Raw genomic sequence first — 25,224 nt, forward strand, 5'->3', positions numbered from 1 at the left:
CAGCCGCTCACCAACGGCGTACCCGGCAATGCCCAGCCACCCCGCGACGGCGACGCGGCAACGGCAGCCGACTGCCCGAGGCCGACGCGGCAGCGCCCAGCCACCCGCCAATGGCGACCTGAGGCGAACCCGACAGCGCCCAGCCACCCCACCACGGCGACCCGGCAACGGCAGCCAAGAATGCCCGCGCCCAGCCCCGCTCCCTTACCCCGATCCTCAGCGTCCCTGGCGGTGGACACGCCGGGTCAAGGGTGGACGAAGTCCTTCGCGCAGTAATGCCGCGTAGTTGAGGGTTGGGTGGGGTTGTCGAGGGTGGTTGCGGGTTGGGGGTGTAGTAGCCGGTGGAGGTTCTGGTCAGCGGTTTGGGTCGTGCCCATTCCGCGAGTTGGGTTAGCAGGTTGTGGGATGGGATGTTCGGTCGTGTGGCCAATTCCGTGGCGTTCCAGTGGCGGTCGGGATCGGTGGTCATTAGGGCGATGACGCGGGCGTGGCGTGTGGTGGGCCGGGGTTTGGTTCGGTCGCGTGGCCGTGCCGGGCGTGGCGGTGGCGTGGTCAGAGCTGGGGTGTGGATGACGATGTCGATCGCGGTGATTGTGGTTGCGGTGGCGGGGCGGTCGTCGTCGCGGTTGAGGTAGCGGGATGTGCTGCATTTGACCTTGCGGGCGCTGTATCGGGACCGGCGTGGGGGCAGCAGCGTGGCCAGGACGGCGCGACCGAGGGCACCGAGGCTGTCAGCGCCCGGGTCCGGGCAGACCCCGGCGGCGGCGGTGAGTTGGTCGCGGGCGGTTTCCAGGGCGGTGGTGAAGCTGGCCCGGTCGGGGTCGATACCCGGTTGGGACTCGATCGCGGTGACCATCGCGGTGCGCAGCAGTTGATAGACGGTCAACAGGGCCCAGATCTCTTGTTCCAGGCCGGGCCGGTCACCGGAGCGCAGGACGTGCCCGTCTAGCAGGGTGTGGCGCGGGGCGAGGTAGGCGGTTTCGATTTCCCACCGCTCGTGGTAGAGCCGGATCAGCGCCGTGGCGGGGTAGCGGGCGTGGTCGGTCAGTGTGGTGATCAGCCGATAGGGGTCACCGACGCGGCTGCCGTCGGCGCCGGTCACGGCCAGTTCGGCCTCGATGATCCGCACCCCGAGACCGTCCGGAGTGGACAAGTAGGAGCCGTCGGGCAGGTGCCGCAGCACCGGTGGGTTGCGGGTGGATTTGGCGCGGGCCAGCAACATGGCCCCGGTGGCGGCGACCTCGGTGAAAAACCCGGTGGCGTCGAACGCTCGATCCACCAGCAGCAGCATGCCCGGCCCCAGCTTGGGCAGCAGTCGCCGGGCCAACCCGGTTTCGTCTCGCTCGCTGGCCTGCCCGATCACGGCGCCCAGTAGGGCGCGGGTGCCGGTCTCGGCCGGCGTCATCAACCGCAGGGTGGGATATCCGGCGAAGCCCATCCGGTAGCGGATCCGGCCCAGCCGGCACCGGTTGCGGTCGGTGTCGGGCACCTTCAGCGAGTTGAGCCCGTCGAAGGCGACCGTACGCAGCCCGGCGACACACACACCGGGAGTGCGGGGCTGGGCCAGCGGCCCAGCGACCACCTCGAACAGGGCTTTCAACGGTGCCGGTCCCAGCCGGCGGCGCAACTCCCGCAGGGCTTTCTCCGACGGACGTGGCAGCGCCAGACCTGCCAACCCGGCGGTCAGTTCGTCCCAGACTCGCGCGTATCCCAGCCGGGGGAACAACCCCAGCGCGAGCACAAAGTACACCCCCACGCGAGAGGGCAGATCCCGCAGTCGACGCTGCACCGTCCGGGTGTGTTCCAGCACGTCATCGACCATCTCGAACGGCAGGTAGCGAGTCAATTCACCCAGATGTCCGGGGGCGAATACACCCCCGGCGACCGTGACGGCACGGGTGATCGTGATGGTATCGAGGGTCGTGGCAGACTGCGGCATTGGCGGGACTCCGGCAAGCAAGGTGATCTAGGCAATCCCGTGCTCTACCGGAGTTCTGCCTTATCCCCGCTCCCGCCACGCCTGACACAACCAACACTTGATCAACTCGGTCTTGCCAGGCACCCTCGCGGCTTAACTACGCGGCATTGCTGCGCGCAGCGACGCCGAAGGCGCCCTTGACGCGGCGTGTCCACCGTTGGACGATCAGCGATCGGGGCGGGACGGACATTCCCAACCACCCGCGCGCAGCGCGCGCCCCCGCGCGAAGCGCGGCTAGCGCCCCGCCAAGCGCGGCTCCCCGAACGCCCCCGCGCGAAGCGCGAACCCCCGCGCTGCGCGCAGGGGAAAAGATCAAGAGAGTCCTCGCCGGACGGGCAGGCTCAAAGATGAGCCAGGAAAAGCCCCTACGTCACCTCATGCAGATGGTCGAGTCGTGTGATCATCCCGTCGCCCGCGGTTTGTGCATATCACTTTGAGCCAGACCCGCAAGCCTGCGTCGTCGGCTGCCCGAAAGCAGGAGGGGTGCGGCTCCGCCTCAAAGTGATGCCACGAGTTCAGGCGACGGGATGACCACCCAACTCTGAGTTGGCCCCGCACCCCGCCGGCCGCCTGCGCCTACGACTGCGGCACCGGATTCTCCGGCCTCAACCCCTCCGGCCTGCGGCGGGACGGGGCGCGGCCCGGGGGCTGGTGCGGGGCCGGTCCCGGGTCGATCCCCGGGATGGGCAGGGTCACCGGAGTCTCCTCGACCGTGCAAGGGGCGCCGTGGTGGGTGATCTCCACCGGCTTTCCCGACATCAGCCGGTAAGTCGCCTTGTCGGCGTGGATCTCCACCGCGAACCTGCTGCCGCGCACGCACATCCGGAACCCGATCCGGTCCAAGGCCGGCGGCAACCGGGGCGCGAAGGTGATCTCGCCCTCGTGGTCGCGCATCCCGCCGAACCCTGCGACGAAGCCCAGCCACGCCCCGGCCAGCGAGGCCATGTGCAGTCCATTTCGGACGTTGTTGTGCACGTCGTGCAGATCCGTCAGTGCCGCTTCGCCGACGTAGTCGTACGCCAGGTCGAGATGCCCGACCTCCGCCGCCATCACGGCCTGCGTCGCCGCGGACAGCGAGGAGTCGCGCACCGTCCGGGCCTCGTAGTACGCGAAGTTGCGCGCTTTCTCCTCCGGCGTGAACGCGTCACCGCACAGATGCATCGCCAGCACGAGATCCGCCTGCTTCACGACCTGCTTGCGGTACAGGTCGAAGTACGGGTAGTGCAGCAACAACGGATAATGCTCTGGCGGCGTTTCCGCGAAGTTCCAGTCCACATGCTCGGTGAACCCCTCGGACTGCGGGTGCACCCGGCGCTCGGCGTCGTACGGCACGAGGATCCGGGCCGCCGCGTCGCGCCATTCTTCCATTTCCTGTTCGGTGACCCCGATCGCCGCGGCGACGTCCGGTATCCGCGCGCAGGACGCGGCGGCCTCGCGCAGGTTCCGCCGCGCCATGAGGTTCGTGTAGACGTTGTTGTCCGCCACCGCGGAATACTCGTCCGGCCCGGTCACCCCGTCGATCCGGAACCGACCGTGGAAGTCGAAATGCCCGAGCGACATCCACAACCGGGCCGTCTCGGCGAGCATCTCCGTGCCGCAGCCCCGTTCGAACTCCTCGTCCCCGGTCGCGGCCAGGTAACGGGCGACCGCGTCGGCGATGTCGGCGCTCACGTGGAACGCCGCCGTGCCCGCCGGCCAGTAGGCCGAGCACTCGGCGCCGTTGATCGAGCGCCACGGGAAGGCCGCGCCCCGCAGGCCCAGCTGCGCGGCCCTGTCTCGTGCCTTGTCCAAAGTGGAATGGCGCCAGCGTAGCGCGTCCCGCGCCGCCTCCGGCATCGTGTACGTCAGGACAGGCAACACGAAGGATTCGGTGTCCCAGAACGCATGCCCGTCATAACCGGGACCGGTCAAGCCCTTGCCGGGAATCGCCCGGCTCTCACCGCGGGCCCCGGCCTGCAGGATGTGGAACAACGCGAACCTGGTGGCCTGCTGCAGTTCCGGATCGCCGTCGACCTGGATGTCCGCCGTGGCCCAGAAATCGTCGAGGAACGCCTTCTGCTCCGCCAGCAGTCCGTCCCAGCCGGTCTGCACGGCGCCGGCCAGCGCCGCGTCGACCTGCGCCCGCAACGCCGGGATCGACCGCTGCGCGGACCAGCCGTAGGCCAGGAACTTCGTCAGCCGCAAGCGCTTTCCGCGGGGCACGTCCACAGCGACCGTCAGCCGCGCCAGGTCGTCCTCCTCGCTGATCGTGGTGCGCAGTCCGTCGGGCGACTCGATGAGGTGGTCCATCGCCGCCGCGATCCGCAGCCCGGAGCGCCTGGTCTGGTGCACCAGCACCGCGCGGTACTGGTCGGCGAAGGAGAACTCCGCCGCCAGCGGGCTCTGCAGCGCGGCGGCCACCCGCGGGTCGCTGGTATCGGACTCGATCGGCTCGTTCGCGAGCAGATCCGACTGCAGCACCAGCTGCGTGTCGTCGTCCAGCGGCTCGACCTCGTACCGGATCGCGACCACGGCACGCTGGGTGAACGACACCATCCGCTGGGTGCGCACCCGGACGTGCCGGCCGGTGGGGGAGACCCAGTCGGTGTTGCGGGTGAGCGTGCCGGAGCGGAAGTCCAGCGTGCGGTCGTGCGCGGTCGCGGTGCCGTAGCGCATGTCGAACGGCTCGTCCTCGACCAGCAGCCGGATGATCTTGCCGTCGGTCACGTTCACGACGGTCTGCCCGGCCTCGGGATAGCCGTAGCCGGCCTCGGCGTAGGGCAGCTCGTGCTCCTCGTAGAACCCGTTGAGGTACGTGCCGGGCAGCCCGCGTGGCTCACCCTCCTCGAACGTGCCGCGCAGGCCGATGTGCCCGTTGGCGAGGGCGAAGGTCGATTCGGTGCGCTGCAGCTGGTCGACCGCGAGGCCGCGCCAGGTCAGCTGCCACGGGTCGCATTCGTACCCTTCGACCGGTGTGGTCATGCCTTGTCCCCCAGCAGGTCCGCGAGGTCGTCCACCACCACGTCGGCGCCGTGCGCCCGCAGCTCGTCCGCCTGGTTCGCGCGGTTCACGCCGACGACGTACCCGAAGTTACCTGCCCTGCCCGCCTGCACCCCGGCCAGCGCGTCCTCGAACACCGCGGCCCGCGACGGGTCGACGCCGAGCGCCTTCGCCCCGGCGAGGAACGAGTCGGGCGCGGGCTTACCGCGCAGGTGGTCGCGCTTGAGCACCAGGCCGTCGACCAGTGCCTTCACGAACCGGCTCAGCTTCGCGGCCTCCAGCACCGCGGCGCCGTTCGCCGACGAGGTCACGACCGCGATCGCCAGCCCGGCCTTCTGCGCCTCCTCCAGGTACCGCACCGAGCCTGGATACGGGTCGACCCCGCGCTCGTCGATGATCCGCAGCACCAGCTCGTTCTTGCGGTTGCCCAGCCCGTTGACCGTGGGCGTGTTCGGCGGGTCGTTGGGGTCACCCTCGGGCAGGGTGATGCTGCGGGAGGCGAGGAACGCGCGCACGCCGTCCGCGCGCGGCCTGCCGTCCACGTGCTGCGCGTAGTCGGCGTCGGTGAAGGGCCGGAAGCCGGCCCCGTCCCGTTCCCGCAGGAACGCGTCGAACGTCTGTTTCCACGCCTCGCGATGCAGCGCCGCGGTACCGGTCAGCACGCCGTCGAGATCGAACAGGCAAGCTGAAATTCCTTCGGGCAACCCGATCATGTCTCGCACCGTACCTGTCCCGACCGGCTAAGGCAGTGTGCCCGGATGGGGCCGGACGTGGTGGATCAGCTCGTGCACGGTCGCGTCGGCGAGGCGGTAGCGGACCACCCGGCCCGAGCGGTGGCCGGTCACCAGCCCGTGCGCGCGCAGCAGCCGCAACGCCTGCGAGACGGCCGTGTCCGTCATGCCCGCCGCGACCGCGAGGTCGGTCACCGCGATCTCGCGCGCGTAGTGGATGCAGACGAGCAGCGTCAGCCGCGACGGATCGGCCAGGACGGAGAACCGTTCGGCCCACTGCTGCACGACCGCGCGGTCGCCGAGGCCGTCGAGCGCGGCCGCGACCGCGCCCGCGTCGATCACCCGTCGTTCCGGCTCGTCAGGCATACCCCATCGTCTCATCACGATCACCACCAGGCGTTCATGCCCCATCATCGGACAATGGACGAAATCTGCTTCATGTCCGCGCTCGGGCTGCGCGCCGCGCTCGGCTCCCGGGAACTGTCCGCGCGCGAGGTGGTCCAGGCGCACCTGGACCAGATCGAGCGCGTCAACCCCGCGGTCAACGCCGTGGTCACGCTCGTCGCCGAGCGGGCGCTCGACGCCGCGCACGCGGCCGACGAGCTGGCCGCCTCCGGGGCCGAGCTGCCGGCGTTGCACGGGCTTCCGGTGGCGCACAAGGACATGCACGACACCGCCGGCATCCGCACGACCTACGGCTCGCCGCTCTACGCCGAGCACGTCCCCGAGCGGGACGAGCTGATCGTCGAGCGGATGCGCGCGGCCGGCGCGATCACGACCGGGAAGACGAACGTGCCGGAGTGGGCCGCGGGCTCGCACACGTTCAACCCGGTGTTCGGTGTGACGCGTAACCCCTACGACCTGGACCGCTCCGCCGGTGGCAGCAGCGGGGGCGCGGCGGTCGCGCTCGCGTGCGGGATGCAGCCGATCGCGGACGGCAGCGACATGGGCGGCTCGCTGCGCAACCCGGCGTCCTTCGGCAACGTCGTCGGCTTCCGGCCGTCGCCGGGCCGGGTGCCGAGCACGACGTCGCGGCTGGGCTGGAGCACGCTCGCCGTGCAGGGCCCGATGGCGCGGTCGGTCGCCGACGCCGCGCTGCTGCTGTCGGTGCTCGCCGGCCCGGACGCCCGCGTGCCGATTTCCCTTGCGGAACCCGGTTCTTCGTTCGCCCGGCCGCTGGCGCGCGACCTGACCGGCGCCCGGGTCGCGTGGTCGCCGGACCTCGGCGGCGCGGTCCCGGTCGAGCCCGAGGTGCGCTCGGTCGTCGAGGCGTCGGCGAAGGTGTTCGCCGGGCTCGGCTGCGTCGTCGAGCGGGACTGCCCGGACTTCTCGGGCGCGGAGGAGGTGTTCCGGACGCTGCGGGCCTGGCAGTTCGAGGTGCAGTTCGGTCCGCTGCTGGCGACCGGGCGGCTGAAGGACACCATCGTCTGGAACACCGAGCTGGGGCGCCGGCTGACCGGGCCGGACCTGGGGCGCGCGGAGGTCCTGCACACCGAGCTGTTCCGGCGGGTGCACGAGTTCTTCACCCGTTACGACTTCCTGCTGCTGCCGGTGAGCCAGGTGCCGCCGTTCGAGATCGGGCAGGAGTACCCGCCGCAGGTCGACGGGGTGCGGATGGAGAGCTATCTCGACTGGATGCGCTCGGCGTACTTCGTCTCCGCCACCGGCTGCCCCGCGCTGTCGGTGCCGGGCGGGTTCACCCCCGGCGGGCTGCCCGTCGGCGTCCAGGTCGTCGGGCCGCATCGCGCCGACTTCGCCGTCCTGCAGGCGGGGCACGCCTTCGAGACCGCGACCTCGTTCGCAACGCGACGTCCGTCACTGGTGACCGATTAAGACAACTGTCATAGGATCGCGGGAGGTATGACGATCGTCTTAGGAGCGGCCATGACAGCGCAGCAGGACTCGCGGCAGAAGACCATCACCTGGCAGGACCCACTGGCCGCGGCCGAGCTGGGCCGGGCGATGCCCGGGCTCGAGTACCTCACCGCGATCGGGGAGGGCCGGATCCCGGCCGCGCCGATCAGCGCGCACCTGGGCATGCGGCTGGTGAGCGTCACCGACGGCGAGGTCGTCTTCGCCGCCACGCCCGACGAGTCGCTGTACAACCCGATCGGCATGATCCACGGCGGCGTCGCCGCGACGATGCTCGACTCGGCGGTGGGCTGCGCGGTCCACACGAAGCTTCCCGCCGGGGTCGGGTACTCGTCGGTCGAGCTGAAGGTCAGCTACCTCAAGGCGATCCACCCGTCGGCGGGCGAGATCCGGGCGCGCGGGTACGTGGTCAAAGTGGGGTCGCGGGTCGGGTTCGCGGAGGCCGAGCTGCGGGACGAGGCCGGCACGTTGCTGGCCACAGCGTCCGGTACCTGTCTGGTCATGCGGCCGTGACGACCCCGCGGGAGCTGTGGGCGGTCCTGGAGACGCTCCACGACGTCACGTACTTCACTCCGCAGGCGCGCGCAGCGCACGAGGCGGTGGGGTTGCGGGGGTTCTGGCGCGGTTACGTCGCCATGCGGGCGGCGCCGCTCGGGCAGGCGGGCCCCGGCCTGGTGACGGCGGTGTTCCACAACTTCGCCCGGTCGTTCCTCGCTCGTGCGCTGCCCGCGATCTGGGCGGTCGTGGCGCCGGAGCGGGCGTTGGCGGCCCGGATGGACGGTGCGGTCGCGGCGCTGCGCGCGCACCTGCCGGACCTCGGTGCCGACGTGCTGGCCGGGCCGAACGCCGTGCTGCGCCGGATCGTGGGTTCGGCGTGCTGGGAGGGGCGCGCGCTCGGCGCGGCGAACGCGGATCTGCCGTGGCCGGACGAGCCGCTCGCGCAGCTGTGGCTGGCGACGACGGTGGTCCGCGAGCATCGCGGCGACGGGCATGTCGCGGTGCTGGTCTCGGAGGGCATCGGCGGTCTGGAAGCGCACGTCCTGCGGGACGCGGCCGACGGCAGCCGGGAGCTGACGCTGCCCAACCGCGGTTGGACCGAGCAGGAGTGGGCGGCGGCGCGGGCGCAGCTCGCCGGACGCGGCCTGCTCGCGGCGGGCGGGGGTCTCACTGCTGAAGGCGAACGCTTGCGCGAGCACATCGAACGCCGGACCGACGAGCTGGCCGCGCAGCCGCTCACCGCGGCGACGGCCGCCGAACTCGACCGCCTCGACGAGGTGCTGCGCCCGTTCGCGCGGGCGCTGGTGCCCGGCGCGGTGCCGTACCCCAACCCCGTGGGGGCGCCCCGGCCGTGAGCATCCGCGGCGGAGCTGCGCCGCGTCAAGCGACCCCCGAACCGATCCGGCGCCGTGGCGGCTAGAAGCGCAGCCAGCCCACGGCCAGCGAGATCAGCAGGGCCGCGACCAGCACGGCCAGCACCACCGACAGCACGATGGTGATCACCGGCACCGACTTCGGCGGGTCGGGGTCGGGGTGCGACAGGCCCGTCGTCGTCGAACCGGACTCCGGCGGGGTGTCGCCGGGCTGCACGCCGCCGCCCGGTTCGAGGCCCGGGGTGCGGTCGGGATCGGGATCGGGACTGGTCATGGCGTTCGCCCTCCTGTGGTGGCCGAGACGTCGAAGGACAGGCCCTGCTCGCCCGCCGACACCCGCACCAGCGAGCCGGGGCCGATGTCGCCGCGCAGCATCAGCGTCGAGAGCTGGTTGTCCACCTCGCGCTGGATCGTGCGGCGCATCGGCCGGGCGCCGAACTCCGGCTGGTACCCGGTGCGGGCGAGCCAGCGCACCGCCTCCGGGGTGAACTCGACCGTGACATCCTGCGCGTGCGCCCGCCGCTTCGTCTGCTCCAGCAACAGCTCGGTGATCTGCTCCAGCTGCTCGGCCTCGAGCTTGCGGAACACGATGATCTCGTCGATGCGGTTGAGGAACTCCGGGCGGAACGTCTCGCGCAGCCGCCGCATCAGCCGTTCCCGCAGCGGGCGCTCGGTGTCGGACTCGTCGGCGCGGCCGAAGCCGAGCGCGCCCTGGGTGCCGCTGACGATCAGCTCCGAGCCGATGTTGCTCGTCATGATCAGCACGGTGTTGCTGAAGTTGACCGTGCGGCCCCGCCCGTCGGTCAGCCGGCCGTCGTCGAGCACCTGCAGCAGCACGTTGAAGATCTCCGGATGCGCCTTCTCCACCTCGTCGAGCAGCACCACCGAGTACGGGCGGCGGCGGACGGCCTCGGTCAGCTGCCCGGCCTCCTCGTAGCCGACGTAGCCGGGGGGAGCGCCGATCAGCCGCGAGACGGTGTGGCGCTCGCCGTACTCGGACATGTCGATGCGGATCATCCGGTCCTGCTCGCCGAACAACGCCTCGGCGAGCGCCCGCGCCAGCTCGGTCTTGCCGACACCGGTGGGGCCGAGGAACAGGAAGCTCCCGAATGGACGGTCCGGTTCGGACAGTCCGGCGCGCGAGCGGCGCACCGCCTCGGCCACCGCGGACACCGCCTCGTTCTGCCCGACGATACGGTCGTGCAGGTGCTCCTCCAGGCGCAGCAACCGGTCCCGCTCGGCCTCGGTGAGCTGGCTGACGGGCACGCCGGTCAGCCGCGAGACGACCTCGGCGATGTCGTCGGGCCGCACCTCCAGGGTGCCGGAGGGACGCCCGTCGGAGTCGGCCTGCTGGATCTGCTCGCGCAGCGCGGCGATCTCGTCGCGCGTCCGCGACGCACGCTCGAAGTCCTCCTCGGCGATGGCCTGTTCCTTGTCGCGCGTCAGCTTCTCCAGCCGGTTCTCCAGCTCGCGCACCTGGTTCGGCCGCCGCCCCGAGCGCAGCCGCACCCGGGCACCGGCCTGGTCGACCAGGTCGATCGCCTTGTCGGGCAGGAAGCGGTCGGTGAGGTAGCGGTCGGACAGGTCGGCCGCGGCGACCAGCGCCTCGTCGGTGAAGCGGACCTGGTGGTGTGCCTCGTAACGGTCGCGCAGGCCGTGCAGGATCGCGATCGTGTCCTCGACGCTCGGCTCGGGCACCAGGATCGGCTGGAAGCGGCGCTCCAGCGCCGGGTCGTTCTCGATGTTCTGCCGGTATTCGTCCAAAGTGGTCGCACCGACGATGTGCAGCTCGCCACGGGCGAGCGCGGGCTTGAGCATGTTGCCGGCCCCCATCGAGCCCTCCGAGGACCCCGCGCCGACCACCGTGTGCAGCTCGTCGATGAACACGATCAGCTCGTCGCGATGCTGCCGGATCTCGGTCAGCAGGTTGGTCATCCGCTCCTCGAAGTCACCCCGGTAGCGGGTGCCGGCGACCATCGCGGTCAGGTCGAGCTGGACGACGCGGCGCCCGGCGAGGGTGTCGGGCACGTCGCCGTCGGCCAGCCGCTGGGCCAGGCCCTCGACGATCGCGGTCTTGCCGACCCCGGCCTCGCCGATCAGGACCGGATTGTTCTTGGTACGCCGGGAAAGTACCTCGACCGTCTGTTCGATCTCCTCGTCCCGGCCCACCACCGGGTCGATGTCGCCCTCGCGCGCCTGGGCGGTCAGGTCGCGGCCGTACTGGTCGAGCGTCGGCGTGTCGCCGCGCTGTGGCGCGGCACTCGGCTGAGGCCCGCGGCCGGGTGGTTCGTTCTGCAGCGACTGGGGGTTCGCCCCGGCGTGGGCGAGGATGCGGCCGGCGGCGGACTGCGGGTTGACCGACAGCGCGAGCAGCAGGTGCTGCGGCCCGATGTAGGAGGAACCCATGCTCCGGGCGATGCCGTGCGCGTCCAGCAGCGCGCGCTTCGCCCCGGGGGCGAGCGTCGTCGGCGTGCTGTGCTCGGCGCCGGGACCGGCCTGCCGGTCGATCTCGCCGGCGATGGCCTCGGGTTTCGCCCCCGCGTTCTCCAGCAGCTGCCGGGTCACCGGTACCTGCGTCGCGGCCCACAGCAGGTGCTCGGTGTCGACGTCGTCGCGTCCCTGCTCGGCGGCCTTGGTCGCGGCGTCGGACACCAGCTCCCGCGCCTGGTCGGTGAGCAGCCGGGTGATGTCGACCGACTGCGGCCGTCGGCCGGGCATGGCGTTGCCGAAGAACTGGGCCAGGAACTGGTCGAACGGGCTCGACCCGGCCCCGCCGGGAAAGAAACCAGTCATGGCCTCGCGGCTACCCGGCCCCCGGACCGGCGAAACGGCTCACGGCTCGTCGGTGAGCTTGTCCCGCAGGTGCTGCAGGGTCTGCGCCAGCAGCCGGGAGACGTGCATCTGGGAGATGCCCACCCGCTTGGCGATCTGGGTCTGCGTCATGTTGCCGAAGAAGCGCAGCATGAGGATCGTGCGCTCGCGCTCGGGCAGCTCCCGCAGCAGCGGTTGCAGGGCCTCGTGGTTCTCGACCGACTCGAGTCCGTCGTCCTCCGCGCCGAGGGTGTCGGCCAGCGACGCGGACTCGCTCTCCTCGCCGGCGGGCTTGTCCACGGAGATCGCGTAGTAGGCGTTGCCTGCCTGCAGGCCCTCGCTCACCTCGTCGACGGAGAGGTCGAGGGCGCGGGCGATCTCGGTGGGCGTCGGCGCGCGGCCGAGCCGCTGGCCCAGCTCGCCGCTGACCTGCCCGATCTGCAGGTGCAGCTCCTTGAGCCGGCGCGGGACGCGGACCGACCAGCTGGCGTCCCGGAAGTGCCTGCGGACCTCGCCCATGATCGTCGGCACCGCGAACGACAGGAAGTCGCTGCCCCGGTCCGGCTCGAAGCGGTCCACCGCGTTGATCAGCCCCACACGGGCGACCTGGACCAGGTCGTCGTACGCCTCGCCGCGGCCGCTGAACCGCCGCGCGATGTGCTCCGCCACGGAGAGGTACTCCGTGACCAGGGCGGTCCGCAGCGTCTCGCGGCGCGGGTCGTCCCGGTCGATGGCAGCCAAGTGCTTGAACAGCGCGAGCTTCTCGTCGTCGCTGAGATCACCTGGCGCCGGGGTGCGGGGTTTGGCCACCGTCATGCCCCGGACACCCGCGGAACGCGGACCGAGCAGGTCCTGTGGTCTGGTCGCATGGTCCGGACTACCCCGTCACAAGAGCGCTCAATCCTGGTTGGCCCGCCCCAGCAGGGGAACCCTGCCCCGAAAGAGACAATGAGGAGGTACCACCATGGCGTCGAACCCCACTCGCTCGCGGTCTCGCGCGTCGGTGTCCCGGGCGCTCGCGCTGGTGATCGGGGTCGTCTATCTCGTGCTCGGCATCGCCGGGTTCTTCCTGATCGACAAGCCGTTGTGGGTGTTCCACACCGGACCGCTGCTCGACGTGGTGCGCACCGCGATCGGCCTGCTGGCGCTCGTGGCCGCGCGCAAGGGCGCGACGGCACAGGTGATCGGCCTGGTGCTCTTCTTCGGACTGGCCGGGTTCACCGTGTACGGTTCGCTTTCCGCGGCGACCATGCAACCGGGCGATGTCCGCCATTTCTTCGACGTCCACTGGGGAGACAACATCCTGCACGGGATCACCGCGGTGCTCGGGCTGGTCATGGGGCTGCTGCCGCAACGGGCCGTACACGAACGGCCGGATCCCGGCCACGAAGAGTAGCAGTATTGCTCCTGGCGTTTAGCTCCTTATCCGCGGGTGAATGAGACGCGCATGCAAAGGGCGAAGGACGACCGGCTCCGGATACTCGTGTGGCATATGCACGGCTCGTACACCGGAGCGTTCGTGCGCGGACGGCACGAGTACCTGCTGCCCGCGTTGCCCGAAGGTGGGAAGTGGGGGATGGGCCGGGCGGGCCGCGACTGGCCCGCGTCGGCGCGGGAGGTCAGCCCGCGAGAGTTGCGCGAGGACGGGTTCGACGCCGTCGTGCTGCAGCGCACGGAGGAGTTCGAACTGCTGGAGGAGTGGACGGGGCTGCGGCCGGGGCGCGACGTGCCCGCGGTGTTCCTGGAGCACAACACGCCCACCGGCGACGTGCCGCGCACGCGGCACTTCCTCGCCGACCGGACCGACGTCCCGGTCGTGCACGTCACCCATTTCAACCAGTTGATGTGGGACTCCGGCCGGGCGTCGACGACCGTGATCGAGCACGGTGTCGTCGATCCCGGCGAGCGCTACACCGGCGAAGAGGGGAGCGCCGGCGTGGTGGTGAACGAACCGGTGCGCCGAGGCAGGGCGGTGGGCACGGACCTGCTGCCCGCCTTCGCCGAGGTCGCGCCGCTGCATGTGTACGGCATCGGGGTCGAGAAGCTGGCCTTCGGTGACCGGGTGCGGCCGAAAGGCGACCTGGGCCAGGAAGAGCTCTACACCGACCTGGCCCGGTGCCGCCTTTACCTGCACACGCCGCGCTGGACTTCGCTGGGCCTGTCGCTGATCGAGGCGATGCTCCTGGGGATGCCGGTGGTCGCGGTGGCCGCTACGGAAGCCGCGCGAGCGGTGCCCCGGGAGGCCGGGTTCGTCTCGGCCGACATCTCGGAGCTCACGAACGCGGTCCGTGAACTCGTTTCCGAACCGGAGCTCGCGCACCGCATGGGCAAGAGCGCGCGCGAGTTCGCACTGGCCCGGTACGGGCTGGACGCCTTCCTGCACAACTGGGACGTCCTGCTCGAGGGCCTCGTGCACAGCTGACTTGCGGAGGTAGAGCATGAGGATCTCGATGGTCTCCGAGCACGCCAACCCGTTGGCGGCGCTGGGAGAGGTCGACGCGGGTGGCCAGAACCTGCACGTGGCGGAGCTGTCGGCCGCCCTGTGCCGGCAGGGCCACGGAGTCACGGTCTACAGCAGGCGCGACGACGAGGAGCAGCCCGAACGGGTACGCACCGACGCCGGCTACGAGGTCGTGCACGTGCCGGCCGGCCCCGCCCGGTACCTGCCCAAGGACGACCTGCTCCCGCACATGACCGCGTTCGGCCGCTTCCTGGCCGGCCAGTGGCGTGACGAGCAGCCGGACGTGGTGCACGCGCACTTCTGGATGTCCGGGCTGGCCTCGCTGCTGGCCGCGCGCGGTACCGACATCCCAGTGGTACAGACCTTTCATGCGCTCGGCGCGGTCAAGCGGCGGCACCAGGGCGCGGCCGACACCAGCCCCCCCGACCGGGTGCGGCTGGAACGGTTGATCGGCAAGAACGCGGCCCAGGTCGCGGCGACCTGTTCGGACGAGGTGTTCGAGCTCGCGCGGATGGGCCTGCCCCGGCCGCGGATGTCCGTCGTGCCGTGCGGAGTGGACCTCGACCGGTTCGGCGTGACCGGGCCGACGGCCGTCCGCGGCGCCAAGCGCCGCCTTGTCAGCGTCGGAAGGTTGGTGCCCCGCAAGGGTTTCGCGACCGCGATCGCCGCGCTGGCGGGGGTGCCCGACACCGAGCTGGTGATCGCGGGAGGCCCGGACGAGGGCAGGCTCGCGGACGATCCCGAGGCGCGCAGGCTGCGTGAGCTCGCCAAGCGGTGTGGCGTGGCCGGCCGCGTGCACCTGCTGGGACAGGTGTCGCGCACCGAGATGCCGGGCCTGCTGCGCTCGGCGGACATCGTCGTGTGCACGCCCTGGTACGAGCCGTTCGGCATCGTGCCGCTGGAGGCGATGGCGTGCGGGCGGCCCGTCGTCGCCGCCGCGGTCGGCGGCCTGATCGACACCGTCGTCGACGGGGTGACCGGCGAGCTGGTGCCGCCGAAGCGGCCGGAGGTGCTCGCCGCGACCCTGCGGCGGCTGCTGGACAACCCGGCCCAGCGCGAGGCCTACGGCGTCGCCGGGATGGACCGGGCGCATTCGCGGTACTCCTGGGACCGCATCGCCGTGGACATTCTCCGGGTCTACGAAAAGGCCCTCACCGAACGGGCACCCGCGCCGGCGCGTCCGGTCGCGGGCAGCCACGCCTGAGGACCGCTGGACGGAGGGGCCCCGGACACCGGGGCCCCTCCGTTCGTGCGGGTCAGCTCAGCTTGTTCTTGGCCGACTGGGCCTTGCCCTTGATCGTGCCGACGGTGTCCTGTGTCGGCGAATAGGTGGCGTAGAGCGCCGGATCGGGCTTCGGGGCGGTGCCCGGGCCGCCGAGGGGCTTGGGATCCATGAGGTACTCGATCCGGTCCTCGCCGGTACTCCAGCCGCCCTTGTTGCCGTCGGGGCCGTCGGACAGGTGCCAGATCGTGTTGTTGTGCACCTGGTCCTCCTCGTCGAACAACGCGCTGGGCGCGATGTCGGTCTCGAGGCCGTCGGCTTCGAGCTCTTCGATCGCGCGCAGCCACTGCTTCTGGTGCACCGTGTCGCGCGCGAGGTTGAACTTCAGCATCGCCTTCACGCCCGGATCATCGGTCATGTTGTACAACCGCGCGGTCTGCAACCGGCCCTGCGCCTCCGCCGCCGCGTTCGCCCGGAAGTCCGCCAGCAGGTTCCCGCTGGCCACGATGAACTTCCCGTTCCACGGATAGCCATTGGAGTCCGCAGGCAACGCACCCCCACCCGCGACGATCGCCTGCTGCGGATCCATCCCCCCGAGCACCGCCGCCATCACCGGATCCTTGACCGACTCCGCCGTCGCCGTCGCCGGCGCGCCCTCCAGCAGCCGCGCCACCATCGTCGCGAGCATCTCCACGTGCCCGATCTCCTCGGTGGCCGTATCCATGATCAAGTCCTTGTACTTGCCCTCGATCCGGCAGTTCCAGCCCTGGAACAGATACTGCATCGTCACGGTCATTTCGCCGAATGCGCCACCGATCAGCTCCTGCAACTTGTGCGCGTACACGGCGTCCGGCTTCTCCGGCTTCGCTTCGAACTGCAGCATCTTCGTGTGTCTGAACACGGATGTGTCCCTTCCCTCGCCCTGGCCGCTGTCTGCGGTGCGGAGGGGCTTCCCGGTTCCGGCGCGGGTATTCGCCCGATTCCGGAGCGAATTCGGCGCCGTGCGGAAGAAGGAGAAGAAGTACCTCCGCAGCGTTTGCCGGTATCGACGGTGGGTAAGCGAGCTTCTATGGGAACGGGGAAGTGCTCACGGTCCGTACCCCGGCCTGTTTAGCAGTCGCTGCGCCGGGTAGCGGTAGCAGAGAAGGAGGTGAGCATGCGGATTTCCCGCGTGGGGTATGCGGTAGTCGTGCCGGGCACCGGCGGGAGCTCGCTGGGCACCCTCCTCTCCGCGCTGGAGCACGGCAGCGGCCCGGCGCCGGACGAGGTGGTCGTGGTCGACGACCGCCCCTCCGGTGCGCCGCTGCCCGCGTCGGCCCTTCCGGTCCGGGTGGTGCGCCCGGCCGCGTCCGGCCCGGCCGCGGCGCGTAACGCCGGCTGGCGCGCGGCGCGCAGCGACTGGATCGTGTTCCTGGACGAGGACGTGCGCCCGCCCGCCGACTGGCGGCAGCGGCTCGTCGCCGACCTCACCGCGCTGCCGGAGCGGGTCGCCGGCTCGCGGGGGCATCTGGTCGTTTCGCCGCCCACGGGCGGGCGCCGCGCGACCGAACACGAACGCCGGACGGTCGAGCACGCGTCGGGCTGGGTCGGCTCCGACATCGCCTACCGGCGCGGGGTCCTGGCCGCGCTCGACGGGTTCGACGAACGTCTTTTCCGCGCCGAAGCGGATTTCGCCCTGCGGGTGCGGCAAGCGGGCTTCGCCGTCGAACGTGGTTCGCGGACGACTCTGCAGCCGCTGCGCCCGTCGGGGTTCTTCGCGAGTGTGACCGAGCAGCGGACGCATGCCGAGGATGCCTTGCTGCGCCGGAAGTTCGGGTCCGCCTGGCGCGATCTCGCCGGCATCGGACCCAGCCCGCTCGGGCGGCACGCGTTCACCACCGCGGCGGCGCTCGCGGCCGCTGGCCTCTCGCGCACGAGATTGCGTCGCGTCGCGACGGTCGCGGGTGCGGCGTGGCTGGCCCTCACCGCCGACCTCGCCCTGCGGCGGATCCTGCCAGGCCCGCGCACGCGCGACGAGGTCGCCCGGATGACCGTGACGAGCGCGCTCATCCCGTCCGCCGCGGTGTTTTCCCGGCTGTGCGGGGAAATCTCGGCCCTGCGCGCCGAACCCGCGACGCCCGGGGCCGTGTTGTTCGACCGCGACGACACCTTGATCGTCGACGAGCCCTATCTTTCCGACGCGAAGCTCGTGCGACCCGTGCCGGGCGCCGAGCAGGTGCTGCGACGGCTGCGCGACGCGGGCGTGCCGATCGGCGTGGTGAGCAACCAGTCCGGCGTCGCCCGCGGTCTCATCACCGAGCAGCAGCTCGCCGAGGTCAACGCGCGGGTCGAGCAACTGCTCGGGCCGTTCGACACCTGGCAGGTGTGCGTGCACGGCGAGAGCGACGGATGTGCCTGCCGGAAGCCGAAACCGGGGCTCGTGCGGCAGGCCGCGCGGGCGCTGGGGGTGCGGCCGCGCGACTGCGTGGTGATCGGCGACATCGGGTCCGACGTAGCGGCCGCCCGCGCGGCCGGCGCGACCGGGATCCTCGTGCCGACCGGCCGGACGCGTGCCGAGGAGATCCGCTCGGCCCCGTACGTCGCGAAGGACCTGCGGGAGGCGGTCGGCCTGGCGATGGGGGAGCGGGCATGGTGAAGGTCCTGGTGGCACGACTGGACAACGCGGGCGACGTCCTGCTCGCCGGGCCCGCCGTGCGTGCCGTCGCCGCGGCCGCGGACTCGGTGACGATGCTCGCCGGGCCGCACGGGCGCGTCGCCGCGGAACTGCTGCCGGGGGTGGACGAGGTCGTCACGTGGTGCGCGCCGTGGATCGACCCGGCGCCGCCCGCGGTCACACCGGAGCACCTGGGCGAGCTGAAGACGAAGATCCTCGCCGGGGGCTTCGACAAGGCCCTGATCTTCACGTCGTTCCACCAGTCCGCGCTGCCGCTGGCGCTGGTCCTGCGTGAATGCGGGGTGCCGTGGATCGGGGCGATCAGCGAGGACTACCCGGGCTCGCTGCTGGACCTGCGCCATCGCGTCGACGGCGACCCGCCCGAAGCCGAGAGAGCGCTTTCCCTCGCCCAGGCGGCCGGTTTCGCCCTGCCGCCCGGCGACGCGGGCGGTCTCGGCGTACGCCGGCCGCTGCCCGACGTGTCTCACCTGGTCGGCGAACCCGGTTATGTCGTGGTGCATCCCGCGGCCTCGGTGCCCGCCCGCCAGTGGCCTGCCGGGCACAACGCGGAAGCCGTGCGGATGCTGGCTGAAAGCGGTTACCGCGTCGTCGTCACCGGCGGTCCTGGCGAGGCCGCGCTCACCGCCGGGGTCGCGGGCACGCACGCGCTGGACCTGACCGGCCGGACGGACTTCGCCGAGCTCGCCGCGGTACTGGCCGGTGCCCGCGTGCTCGTCGCCCCCAACACCGGGCCGGCCCATCTCGCGGCGGCCGTCGGCACCCCGGTGGTGTCGCTGTTCGCCCCCGTGGTGCCCGCGCAGCGATGGGCGCCCCACGGCGTGCCCGTCGTGCTGCTCGGGGACCAGGACGCGCCGTGCCGCGACACCCGCGCACGGCAGTGCCCGGTGCCCGGCCACCCCTGCCTGACCGGGGTGCCACCCGAAGACGTCTGCCAGGCCGTCGAGAAACTAGGAGGTGCAGCGTGATCGAAGAGCGGTTCGGAGCTTTGTCCACCGCGATGCAGAGGCTCAGCGCGGACGCGCCGAGAATCGAGGCCTGGGGCCGACATCTCGCCGACGTGTTCGCCCGCGGCGGCAGACTGCTCGCCTGCGGCAACGGCGGCAGCGCGGCGGAGGCCCAGCACCTGACCGGCGAGCTGGTCGGCAGGTTCGTCAACGACCGGCAGCCGCTGTCCGCCATCGCGCTGCACGCCGACACCTCGGCGACCACCGCGATCGTCAACGACTTCGGCGAGCAGGAGGTCTTCGCCCGCCAGGTGCGCGCCCACGGCCGTGCCGGTGACGTGCTGGTGGCGCTCTCGACCAGCGGCCGCAGTCAGAACGTGTGCCTGGCCGCGAAGGTCGCCAACCAGCTCGACATGACGACGTGGGCGCTCACCGGCCCGGCCCCGAACGAGCTGGCTTCCCTGTGCGACGACGTCATCGCGATCGACGCGCCCCGCACCGGCACGGTGCAGGAGGCGCACCTGGCGGTGGTGCACGGGCTGTGCGCGGCCCTCGACGAGGCGCTCGGAGTGCCCTCGTGACGGGGCCGCTGGTGGTGGTCGGCGACGCCCTGCTCGACATCGACGTCGAGGGCACCTCGGAGCGACTCTGCCCGGAGGCGCCCGTGCCCGTCGTCGACGTCGGCCGGGAGTGGCAGCGGCCCGGCGGCGCCGGGCTCGCGGCCCTGCTCGCCGCCCGCTCCGCGGCCGAGGTCGTCCTCGTCACCGCGATCGGCGCCGATCCCAGCGGCGCGCGGCTGGCCGCCCTGCTGGAGGGCGAGGTCGAGCTCTGCACGCTGCCGCTGGACGGGGAGACCCCGCGCAAGACGAGGATCCGCGCGGGGCAGCAGTCCGTCGTGCGGCTGGACCACGGCGGCGGCCGCGCGTCCCGCCGGACGCTCGACGAGCGCACGATCTCCTTGCTGCGAAGCGCGTCGACGGTCCTCGTGGCCGACTACGGCCGCGGTGTCGCCGATCATCCGCAGATCCGGAAGCTGCTGGCCGAGGCCGCGACGCGGGTGCCGGTGGTCTGGGACCCGCATCCCCGCGGCGGCGCGCCCGTCCCCGGCGCCCGGCTGGTGACTCCGAACGACGCGGAGGCGGTGAAGTTCGCCGGGGCGGCCGGCGATCCCGCCGAACTCGCGGTTTCCTTGCGGGACAAGTGGAACGCGTCCGCGGTCGCGGTCACGCTCGGCTCGCGCGGCGCGGTGCTGGCCGCGGGCGGCGAGGTGCGCACGGTGCCGATCCCGGGCCCGGCGAAGGTCGCCGCGAGCCTGCGGCCGGACACCTGCGGCGCGGGCGACCGGTTCGCCAGCGCCGCCGCCGCGGCCCTGTTCGACGGCGCGGACCTCACCGGCGCGGTGACGACCGCCGTCGAGTCCGCCGCGCGGTTCGTCGCCGCGGGTGCGGCCACCGCCGTCTCGCAACCGGCCGACGAGGCCGAGCCCGAGCCGGTGACCGACCCGCTCGCCTTCGCCGAGCGGGTACGCCGCCGCGGCGGGCGCCTGGTCGCCACCGGCGGCTGCTTCGACCTGCTGCACCCCGGGCACGTCGCGTTGCTGCGGCACGCGCGGTCGCTCGGCGACGCGCTGATCGTGTGCGTGAACTCCGACGCCTCCGTGCGCCGGCTCAAGGGACCGACGCGGCCCGTCGTGCCCGCCGCCGACCGGGTGCGGGTGCTCGCCGCGCTCGAGTCGGTGGACGCGGTGGCGGTGTTCGACGAGTCCTCGCCGGCCGCCCTGCTCGACAGGATCGCGCCGGATGTCTGGGTGAAGGGCGGCGACTACGCGGGCACCGAACTGCCCGAGGCCGAGGTCGTGCGCGCGCACGGTGGCGAGATCGTGCTGGTTCCGACCGTCGAAGGCTATTCGACGACCCGACTGCTGGAGGGAGTCTCCCATGGCTGAGCTGGGCAAGGTACTGATCACCGGTGGCGCGTCCGGGCTGGGCGCCGCGGCCGTCGCGGCCGTGGCCGAAGCCGGCGGGCAGCCGCTGGTGCTCGACCTCAAGCCGCCGGCCGCCGACGTGCCGTACGTGTCGGTGGACCTCACCGACACCGCGGCCACCGAAAAGGCCGTCGCCGAGATCGCCGAGACCGCGGGCGGCCTCGACGCCGTCTTCACCGCCGCGGGCATCGACACCCCGGGCACCCTGGACTCGGTGTCCACAACGGACTGGGAGCGGGTGGTGAAGGTCAACCTGCTCGGCACCGCCGCGGTGATCCGGGCGGCGCTGCCCTACCTGAAGCGCTCGCACGGCAAGGTCGTCACCGTCGCGTCCACCCTCGGCATCAAGGCGGTCAGCGACGCCACTGCCTACTGCGCGTCGAAGTGGGGCGTGGTCGGGTTCACCCGCGCGCTCGCGGCCGAGACCGCGGGCCAGGTCGGCGTGACGCTGCTGATTCCCGGCGGTATGCACACGGCGTTCTTCGACACCCGCGACGAGCAGTACAAGCCGCCGGCCGACGCGAAGCTCAACCGCCCGGAGGACACCGCGAAGGCGGTGCTGTTCGCCCTGTCGCAGTCCGCGGGCTGCGAGGTGCGGGAGATGGTCGTGGCCTCCTCCGAAGAGGGCTCCTGGCCGTGACCGACGTGCTGGTCCTGCGTGCGCTGGGCGTCGGGGACCTGCTCGTCTCCGTGCCCGCGCTGCGCGGGCTGCGCGCGGCCTTCCCGCGGGCGCGGATCACCCTGGCCGCGCCCGCGGGCCTGCGTGAGCTGGTGGCGCTCACGGGCGCCGTCGACGAGCTGCTGCCCACCACGAGGCTGGGCGGGCTGTCCTGGCGTGGTGCGCCGCCGTCGGTGGCGGTCAACCTGCACGGCAGCGGCCCGCAGAGCGTCGAGGACCTGTTCGGGACCCGGCCGGGACGCCTGCTCACCCACACCCACCACGACTATCCGGGGCTCGACGGCCCGGCGTGGCGGGCGACGGGCGTGCACGAGGCGGAACGCTGGTGCGACCTGCTCGGCTACTACGGGATTCCCGCCGACCGCACGGATCTCGCCATCGCGCGGCCGGACCTGCCCAGCCCTGCACCGGCTGCCGTGGTCCTGCACCCCGGCGCCGCCTACGGCTCGCGGCGCTGGCCGCCCGAGCGGTTCGGCGAGGTCGGCCGGGCACTGGCCGCGGAGGGAAGGCGGGTGGTGGTGACCGGCAACGCCGGGGAGTACGCGCTCGCCAGGTCGGTCGCCGATGCGGCCGGGCTGGGGGAGGAGGCGGTGCTGGCGGGGAAGACGGCCCTGCCCGAGCTGGCCGCGCTGGTGGCCGACGCGGCGCTCGTCGTGTGCGGGGACACGGGTGCCGGGCATCTCGCGACGGCCTACGGCACGCCTTCGGTGCTGGTGTTCGGGCCGGTCCCGCCGTCGCAGTGGGGACCGCCGCCGGGCTCGGCGGACCGGCATGTGGCGCTGTGGTCCGGCAGCGGCGCGGACCCCTTCGCCGACGAGCCGGATCCGGGGCTGCTGCGCATCACCCCGGCCGACGTGCTCGCCGCGGCGAGTCCGTTGTGGACGGTCAGGGAACGGGCTGTGGCGCGGACAGGACGGTGAGGGCGGCGGGCACCGTGGGCTGCAGCGGCAGCCGGGCGGCCAGCCCGGTCAGCTGCAGCGGCCTGGTCACCGCCCGGGTGGAGCCGACCAGCGCCCAGCGCAGCCGGCGCCGCGCGGCGTCGTCGTCGGCGTCGAGCAGGACCTGCATCCCGGCCGAGCCGAGGAAGGTGACCTGATCCAGGTCGAGGACGAACTGCTGGTCCGCCGCCACCTGGGCGCCGAGGAAGTTCCGGAGACAGGGCGCGCCCAGTGCGTCGACCTCGCCCGCCGTGCGGGCCAGGAGAATGCCGTCGTGGCGGTGTTCCGCGTCGATCCGGACGTCGTTCGAGGTGTGCACAACGTCTTCCGATCTGTCGAAGGTGCCCGGGAAGAGAACGCACACTGCAGAGGCCTGAAAAAGAAAACCGACGGTCGGGTGCGAGTCGCTTTCCCGGCGCGGCTGGGCTCTCAACCGCTCGCCTTCGACGGTACGGTCGTGGCACGGACCAGGCAAGGCACGAGAAGTGTCACGCAGTCGCTACTCCTGGTCACACGTGAATCTTCTACGCGACCAGCCTCGCCCAGACCGTCTTCCCGCCTGAGCCGCGGTCGGCGCAGCCCCACTCCCGGGCCGTCCGCTGGATGATGAGCATCCCGAACCCGCCCCCACTGCCGCCGTCGCGCACGTAGGCGCGCTCGGGGCTGTCGTCGGAGACCGCGATGGTCAGCTCGCCCCGGTTCAGCTCCAGGCTCAGTTTCGGGGTGGATCCGGTGTGCTGCAGCGTGTTCTCCACCAGCTCGCTCGCCACGGTCTCCGCATCCGGGGTGAGCGAGGTGAGGTGCCAGTCGAGGCACACCCCGTCGACGAACCGGCGGGCCCGGCGTGGCGCCTCCGGTGTTCGCGCCAGCGTGATCTCCGCATGGCTTCGCATCGGACTTTTCTCCCAAACCTTCGTGACAGCCGGTACGTACCCGGTGCCAACGGGTCGGAAACACCGGCCCCTGACAGTCCGATGTGGACAGTGTTTCCGGCGCTGGGCGGCAGGGTAGTCCCTGGTGGACGAGCGGGCCCTGCTGCAGACGCTGACGAAGGTGGTGAACACGCTGGCCGCCGGCGGGATCGGGTTCGCGGTGGCCGGCGGCTGCGCGGTCTACGCGCGGGGCGGCCCGCCCTCGGACCACGACGTGGACGTGTTCCTGCTGGAGGACGACGTCGAGGCCGCGCAGAAGGCGCTGGTGGACGTCGGGATGCGCCCGGAGGACCCGCCCGAGGACTGGCTCACCAAGGTCTACGACGGTGACGTGCTCGTCGACCTCATCTTCCGGCCGAACTACCGGTCGGACATGACCGAGCTGCTGGCCGCGCGGAGCGGATGCGGATCGGGGCCGCGCTCGCCCCCGTGGTCACCGCGACCGACCTGATGGTGGACAAGCTGCTGGTGCTCAACCCGCACCGGTGCGACTTCACCCCGCTCCTGCTCATCGCCAGGGACCTGCGGGAGCAGATCGACTGGGGACGGGTGGCGGCGGAGACCGCCGAGTCGCCCTATGCCCGCTCGTTCCTGATGCTGGTGGAAGCGCTTTCCGTGGCCGAGGTGGAAGCCGAGAGGAGCGGGACATGACCGACGAGAGCCCGCAGTACCGGGTCGCGCACGTGCGGCGTGCGCTGGCCGAGGACCCGCGCACGTGCGAGCTGGGCGTGCGGGTCAACGTGCGCGGGGACCACGTCCACCTCTCCGGCGAGGTGGCGACCGAGCAGCGACGCGCCGAGCTGGAGCAGGTGCTCGGCGAGCTGGTGCCGGGGGTGCAGCTGCACAACGACGTGCGGGTGGCCGACACCCGCGAACCGGCACGACGGGAGGAGCTGCGGTGATCCGGGTCGCTGCCGTCGGGGACGTGCACCTGGGCGAGGACGGCCGTGGCCGGCTCCGGCCCGCACTGGACAACCTGGCCGAGCACGCCGACGTGCTGCTGCTGGCGGGCGACCTGACCCGCCACGGCGCCGTCGACGAGGCCCGCGTCGCGGCGGAGGAGTTCAGCGACCTGCCGGTCCCGGTGGTCGCCGTCCTCGGCAACCACGACTACCACGGCGACGCCGCCGACGACATCGCGAAGCTGCTGGAGGACCACGGCATCCGGGTCCTCGAAGGCGACGCGGTGACCCTGGACGTGGACGGGAAGCGGCTCGGCGTGGCGGGCGTGAAAGGCTTCGGCGGAGGGTTCGCCGGGAAGTGCGCGAGCAATTTCGGCGAGCGGGAGATGAAGGCCTTCGTCGGTCACACGATCGAGCGAGCCGAGCGGTTACGCTCCGCGCTCGAAAGTCTCGACACGGACGTCCGGATCGCGCTGACGCACTACTCGCCGATCCCGGAGACCCTGCGTGGCGAGCCGCCCGAGATCTACCCGTTCGTGGGCTGCTACCAGCTGGGCGAGGTGATCGACGAGTGCGGGGTGGCCCTCGCGGTCCACGGCCACGCCCACTTCGGGTGCGAGCAGGGGGTCACCCCGGGCGGAGTACGCGTCCGCAACGTCGCGCAGCCGATGATCCGCGGCACCTTCGCCACCTACGGATTGGGGGCTTGATTCACTTTTAAGCCCGGAGGACAGTGGGTACGCCCGG

General features: G+C 71.9%; 26 protein-coding genes. 16 read left to right on the top strand and 10 right to left on the bottom strand.

Annotated elements, in window-relative coordinates:
• Positions 1-7: 7 nt before the first annotated feature.
• The 4 genes from LWP59_RS11400 to LWP59_RS11415 form a co-directional block, all read right to left on the bottom strand.
• A complete protein-coding gene (locus LWP59_RS11400; protein ID WP_233921990.1) occupies positions 8-1,939 on the bottom strand; it encodes an IS4 family transposase in 1,932 nt (643 codons plus the stop codon).
• A 615-nt stretch (positions 1,940-2,554) separates the two neighbouring features.
• Positions 2,555-4,939: a glycoside hydrolase family 65 protein gene (locus LWP59_RS11405; protein WP_144643525.1), complete on the bottom strand. Its 2,385-nt coding sequence runs from the start codon at positions 4,937-4,939 to the stop codon at positions 2,555-2,557.
• Positions 4,936-5,670 (bottom strand): HAD family hydrolase, encoded by a 735-nt coding sequence (locus LWP59_RS11410; RefSeq protein WP_144643526.1) that lies wholly within the window; start codon positions 5,668-5,670, stop codon positions 4,936-4,938. The genes LWP59_RS11405 and LWP59_RS11410 overlap by 4 nt, the downstream gene beginning before the upstream one ends.
• A gap of 27 nt (positions 5,671-5,697) precedes the next feature.
• Positions 5,698-6,054 (bottom strand): ArsR/SmtB family transcription factor, encoded by a 357-nt coding sequence (locus tag LWP59_RS11415; RefSeq protein ID WP_144643527.1) that lies wholly within the window; start codon positions 6,052-6,054, stop codon positions 5,698-5,700.
• 54 nt (positions 6,055-6,108) lie between these two features.
• Here LWP59_RS11415 and LWP59_RS11420 point away from each other — a divergent pair, with 54 nt between their 5' ends.
• Genes LWP59_RS11420 through LWP59_RS11430 form a run of 3 tightly spaced genes read left to right on the top strand, consistent with a single transcriptional unit; the run spans position 6,109 to position 8,912 of the window.
• Positions 6,109-7,521: an amidase gene (locus tag LWP59_RS11420; protein ID WP_144643528.1), complete on the top strand. Its 1,413-nt coding sequence runs from the start codon at positions 6,109-6,111 to the stop codon at positions 7,519-7,521.
• A gap of 51 nt (positions 7,522-7,572) precedes the next feature.
• A complete protein-coding gene (locus LWP59_RS11425; RefSeq protein ID WP_144643529.1) occupies positions 7,573-8,073 on the top strand; it encodes a PaaI family thioesterase in 501 nt (166 codons plus the stop codon).
• Complete coding sequence (locus LWP59_RS11430) at positions 8,070-8,912, top strand: SCO6745 family protein (protein WP_144643530.1); 843 nt, start codon at positions 8,070-8,072, stop codon at positions 8,910-8,912. The genes LWP59_RS11425 and LWP59_RS11430 overlap by 4 nt, the downstream gene beginning before the upstream one ends.
• A 61-nt stretch (positions 8,913-8,973) precedes the next feature.
• Here LWP59_RS11430 and LWP59_RS11435 read toward each other — a convergent pair whose 3' ends face one another.
• Genes LWP59_RS11435 through LWP59_RS11445 form a run of 3 tightly spaced genes read right to left on the bottom strand, consistent with a single transcriptional unit; the run spans position 8,974 to position 12,551 of the window.
• Complete coding sequence (locus LWP59_RS11435) at positions 8,974-9,204, bottom strand: DUF6480 family protein (protein WP_144643531.1); 231 nt, start codon at positions 9,202-9,204, stop codon at positions 8,974-8,976.
• Positions 9,201-11,723, bottom strand: coding sequence for an ATP-dependent Clp protease ATP-binding subunit (locus LWP59_RS11440; protein WP_144643532.1), 2,523 nt, complete (start codon positions 11,721-11,723; stop codon positions 9,201-9,203). The genes LWP59_RS11435 and LWP59_RS11440 overlap by 4 nt, the downstream gene beginning before the upstream one ends.
• Positions 11,724-11,762: 39 nt before the next feature.
• On the bottom strand, positions 11,763-12,551 hold the full coding sequence (locus LWP59_RS11445; protein ID WP_373299952.1) for a SigB/SigF/SigG family RNA polymerase sigma factor: 789 nt from the start codon (positions 12,549-12,551) through the stop codon (positions 11,763-11,765).
• Between the two features lie 154 nt (positions 12,552-12,705).
• On the opposite strand from LWP59_RS11445, the gene LWP59_RS11450 reads away from it, so the two are divergent.
• Genes LWP59_RS11450 through LWP59_RS11460 form a run of 3 tightly spaced genes read left to right on the top strand, consistent with a single transcriptional unit; the run spans position 12,706 to position 15,406 of the window.
• The gene (locus LWP59_RS11450; RefSeq protein WP_144643534.1) at positions 12,706-13,137 is read left to right on the top strand and encodes a DUF4383 domain-containing protein; all 432 of its coding nucleotides are present in this window, start codon (positions 12,706-12,708) and stop codon (positions 13,135-13,137) included.
• Positions 13,138-13,188: 51 nt separating this feature from the next.
• Entirely contained in the window at positions 13,189-14,163 is a 975-nt protein-coding gene (locus LWP59_RS11455; protein WP_186383508.1) for a glycosyltransferase, read from the top strand.
• Positions 14,164-14,179: 16 nt separating this feature from the next.
• The gene (locus tag LWP59_RS11460) at positions 14,180-15,406 is read left to right on the top strand and encodes a glycosyltransferase (protein ID WP_144643535.1); all 1,227 of its coding nucleotides are present in this window, start codon (positions 14,180-14,182) and stop codon (positions 15,404-15,406) included.
• A gap of 52 nt (positions 15,407-15,458) precedes the next feature.
• On the opposite strand, the gene LWP59_RS11465 is transcribed toward LWP59_RS11460, so the two are convergent.
• Entirely contained in the window at positions 15,459-16,325 is an 867-nt protein-coding gene (locus LWP59_RS11465) for a manganese catalase family protein (protein WP_144643536.1), read from the bottom strand.
• A gap of 255 nt (positions 16,326-16,580) precedes the next feature.
• On the opposite strand from LWP59_RS11465, the gene LWP59_RS11470 reads away from it, so the two are divergent.
• The 6 genes from LWP59_RS11470 to LWP59_RS11495 are packed head-to-tail and all read left to right on the top strand — an operon-like array spanning position 16,581 to position 22,625.
• Positions 16,581-18,059 carry an HAD-IIIA family hydrolase gene (locus tag LWP59_RS11470; RefSeq protein ID WP_144643537.1) on the top strand — a complete coding sequence of 493 codons (1,479 nt, stop codon included), beginning with the start codon at positions 16,581-16,583 and terminating at the stop codon, positions 18,057-18,059.
• Complete coding sequence (locus tag LWP59_RS11475; RefSeq protein WP_186383509.1) at positions 18,053-19,063, top strand: glycosyltransferase family 9 protein; 1,011 nt, start codon at positions 18,053-18,055, stop codon at positions 19,061-19,063. Before LWP59_RS11470 ends, LWP59_RS11475 begins: the two co-directional genes overlap by 7 nt.
• Entirely contained in the window at positions 19,060-19,623 is a 564-nt protein-coding gene (locus LWP59_RS11480) for a D-sedoheptulose-7-phosphate isomerase (protein ID WP_144643538.1), read from the top strand. The genes LWP59_RS11475 and LWP59_RS11480 overlap by 4 nt, the downstream gene beginning before the upstream one ends.
• Positions 19,620-20,987, top strand: coding sequence for a D-glycero-beta-D-manno-heptose 1-phosphate adenylyltransferase (rfaE2, locus tag LWP59_RS11485; protein WP_144643539.1), 1,368 nt, complete (start codon positions 19,620-19,622; stop codon positions 20,985-20,987). Before LWP59_RS11480 ends, rfaE2 begins: the two co-directional genes overlap by 4 nt.
• Positions 20,980-21,666, top strand: coding sequence for an SDR family oxidoreductase (locus LWP59_RS11490; RefSeq protein WP_144643540.1), 687 nt, complete (start codon positions 20,980-20,982; stop codon positions 21,664-21,666). Before rfaE2 ends, LWP59_RS11490 begins: the two co-directional genes overlap by 8 nt.
• Positions 21,657-22,625 (top strand): glycosyltransferase family 9 protein, encoded by a 969-nt coding sequence (locus LWP59_RS11495; RefSeq protein ID WP_144643554.1) that lies wholly within the window; start codon positions 21,657-21,659, stop codon positions 22,623-22,625. The genes LWP59_RS11490 and LWP59_RS11495 overlap by 10 nt, the downstream gene beginning before the upstream one ends.
• Here the strand turns inward: LWP59_RS11495 and LWP59_RS11500 are convergent.
• Together LWP59_RS11500 and LWP59_RS11505 are read right to left on the bottom strand one after the other, a co-directional pair.
• Positions 22,591-22,962: an STAS domain-containing protein gene (locus tag LWP59_RS11500; RefSeq protein WP_144643541.1), complete on the bottom strand. Its 372-nt coding sequence runs from the start codon at positions 22,960-22,962 to the stop codon at positions 22,591-22,593. The genes LWP59_RS11495 and LWP59_RS11500 overlap by 35 nt on opposite strands.
• Positions 22,963-23,167: 205 nt before the next feature.
• Positions 23,168-23,536: an ATP-binding protein gene (locus tag LWP59_RS11505; protein ID WP_144643542.1), complete on the bottom strand. Its 369-nt coding sequence runs from the start codon at positions 23,534-23,536 to the stop codon at positions 23,168-23,170.
• Between the two features lie 124 nt (positions 23,537-23,660).
• Here LWP59_RS11505 and LWP59_RS40665 point away from each other — a divergent pair, with 124 nt between their 5' ends.
• The 4 genes from LWP59_RS40665 to LWP59_RS11520 are packed head-to-tail and all read left to right on the top strand — an operon-like array spanning position 23,661 to position 25,187.
• A complete protein-coding gene (locus LWP59_RS40665; protein ID WP_308431781.1) occupies positions 23,661-24,026 on the top strand; it encodes a nucleotidyltransferase family protein in 366 nt (121 codons plus the stop codon).
• Positions 24,005-24,226 carry a hypothetical protein gene (locus LWP59_RS40670; RefSeq protein ID WP_308431782.1) on the top strand — a complete coding sequence of 74 codons (222 nt, stop codon included), beginning with the start codon at positions 24,005-24,007 and terminating at the stop codon, positions 24,224-24,226. Before LWP59_RS40665 ends, LWP59_RS40670 begins: the two co-directional genes overlap by 22 nt.
• A complete protein-coding gene (locus LWP59_RS11515; protein ID WP_144643543.1) occupies positions 24,223-24,477 on the top strand; it encodes a BON domain-containing protein in 255 nt (84 codons plus the stop codon). Before LWP59_RS40670 ends, LWP59_RS11515 begins: the two co-directional genes overlap by 4 nt.
• Positions 24,474-25,187 (top strand): metallophosphoesterase family protein, encoded by a 714-nt coding sequence (locus LWP59_RS11520; protein WP_144643544.1) that lies wholly within the window; start codon positions 24,474-24,476, stop codon positions 25,185-25,187. The genes LWP59_RS11515 and LWP59_RS11520 overlap by 4 nt, the downstream gene beginning before the upstream one ends.
• Positions 25,188-25,224: the final 37 nt, after the last annotated feature.

It is taken from the genome of Amycolatopsis acidiphila (assembly GCF_021391495.1).
GTDB lineage: Bacteria > Actinomycetota > Actinomycetes > Mycobacteriales > Pseudonocardiaceae > Amycolatopsis_E > Amycolatopsis_E acidiphila.